This window comes from Bacteroides mediterraneensis, from assembly GCF_900128455.1.
GTDB classification, from domain to species: Bacteria; Bacteroidota; Bacteroidia; order Bacteroidales; family Bacteroidaceae; genus Phocaeicola; species Phocaeicola mediterraneensis.
On sequence record NZ_LT635794.1, the window covers coordinates 1 to 1,809 of the forward strand.

Genomic DNA, 1,809 nt, shown 5'->3' on the forward strand with positions numbered 1-1,809 from the left:
TGACGAAGACATTCATGTACTTGCTGATAAATTAGGATTGAGTTTTGAACAGACCTGCGAGCAACTGAGAGTGAACTATGACGGCTATCATTTCTGCTACAAGTCGGTAGGCATGTACAATCCTTTCAGTTTGCTGAGTACCTTTGCCAATATGCAGATTGGGAGCTACTGGTTCGAGACGGGCACGCCGACCTACCTGGTGGAACTGATGAAGCTTCACCATTACCGGGTGGATGAAATCGAGCACATCGTGACCAGCGGTCCGGTACTGGACTCCATCGATGCGGCTTCCACGGACCCGGTGCCGGTCATCTACCAGAGCGGGTACCTGACCATCAAGGATTACAATGCGGAGTTTGAGAACTATACGTTGGGTTTCCCGAACCGGGAGGTGGAGCAGGGCTTCTTCCGTTTCCTGCTTCCTCATTATGCGTCGGTGAGCACCAGCAAGTCGCCCTACGAGATTCAGTGCTTTGTGGGTGAGGTGCGCAAGGGGGATGTGGACGGTTTCCTGAGCCGGTTGCAGACGTTCTTCGACGATACGCCCTACGAGCTGGCCCGCGACCGGGAGGTGCATTACCAGAACATCCTCTACATCGTGTTCAAGCTGATGGGTTTCCACACGGAGGTGGAATACCGGACTTCGCGCGGCCGGGTGGACCTGGTACTGAAGACTTCCGACTACATCTACGTGATGGAGTTCAAGTTGAACGGCACCGCCGAGGAGGCCTTGCAGCAGATAGAGGAGAAAGGTTATGCTTCGGCTTTTGCAGCGGACGGTCGTAAGGTAATTAAGGTGGGGGTGAACTTCAGTGACGAGACCCGGAGCATCGAGCGGTGGATTGTGGCGTGAAAGCTGGCGTTCACGCCGTTGATTTCAATTTGTGAGATTAGGAATTGCAGCAGATAAATCTTACCTTTGTGTAGGTATAAAAACGAAACGGCCATGAACAGACTTTATCCGGTAGGCATACAGAATTTCGAAGATCTCCGCAGCAGGGGATATATTTATGTAGATAAGACGTCTCTTTTATATAACCTGGTACAGACAGGGAAGTATTATTTCTTGAGCCGTCCCCGTCGGTTCGGGAAGAGCCTGATGATTTCCACATTGGAGGCTTATTTTCAGGGGAAGAAGGAACTTTTCAAGGGACTTGCCATGGAAAGTCTGGAGAAAGACTGGACGGTGCATCCCGTACTGCACATGGATTTGAATACGGAAAAGTATGACACGGAGGCAAGTCTGGAAAACAAGCTGGAACTGACCCTGAAACAATGGGAGGCGGAATATGGCTATAATCCGGATGAGTATTCCGTGGCGACCCGTTTCGAGGGAGTAATCCGCCGGGCAGCGAAGAAAACCGGACAGAAGGTGGTGATTCTGATTGATGAGTATGACAAGCCGATGCTTCAGGCTATTTCCAAACCTGAATTACAGACTGAATTCCGCAACACGCTCAAGGCGTTCTACGGGGCGCTCAAGTCGTGCGACGGTTCCATTTATTTTGCGATGCTGACGGGCGTGACGAAGTTCAGCAAGGTGAGCGTGTTCAGCGACTTGAACAACCTGCGCGACATTTCCATGGTGAATCAGTATGCCGAGATTTGTGGTATCAGTGAGGCTGAGCTTCACCAGTACTTTGACGAAGACATTCATGTACTTGCTGATAAATTAGGATTGAGTTTTGAACAGACCTGCGAGCAACTGAGAGTGAACTATGACGGCTATCATTTCTGCTACAAGTCGGTAGGCATGTACAATCCTTTCAGTTTGCTGAGTACCTTTGCCAATATGCAGATTGGGAGCTA

Annotated in this window: 2 protein-coding genes; both read left to right on the forward strand. The window is 50.2% G+C overall.

What is annotated here, in order from left to right; translation table 11 throughout:
• A partial coding sequence (locus BQ7480_RS17480; protein ID WP_154670771.1) for a PD-(D/E)XK nuclease domain-containing protein occupies window positions 1-853 on the forward strand: 853 nt, incomplete at its 5' end.
• A gap of 93 nt (window positions 854-946) precedes the next feature.
• Window positions 947-1,809: ATP-binding protein (locus BQ7480_RS17485; protein ID WP_154670772.1), on the forward strand; the 863-nt coding region annotated here is incomplete at its 3' end.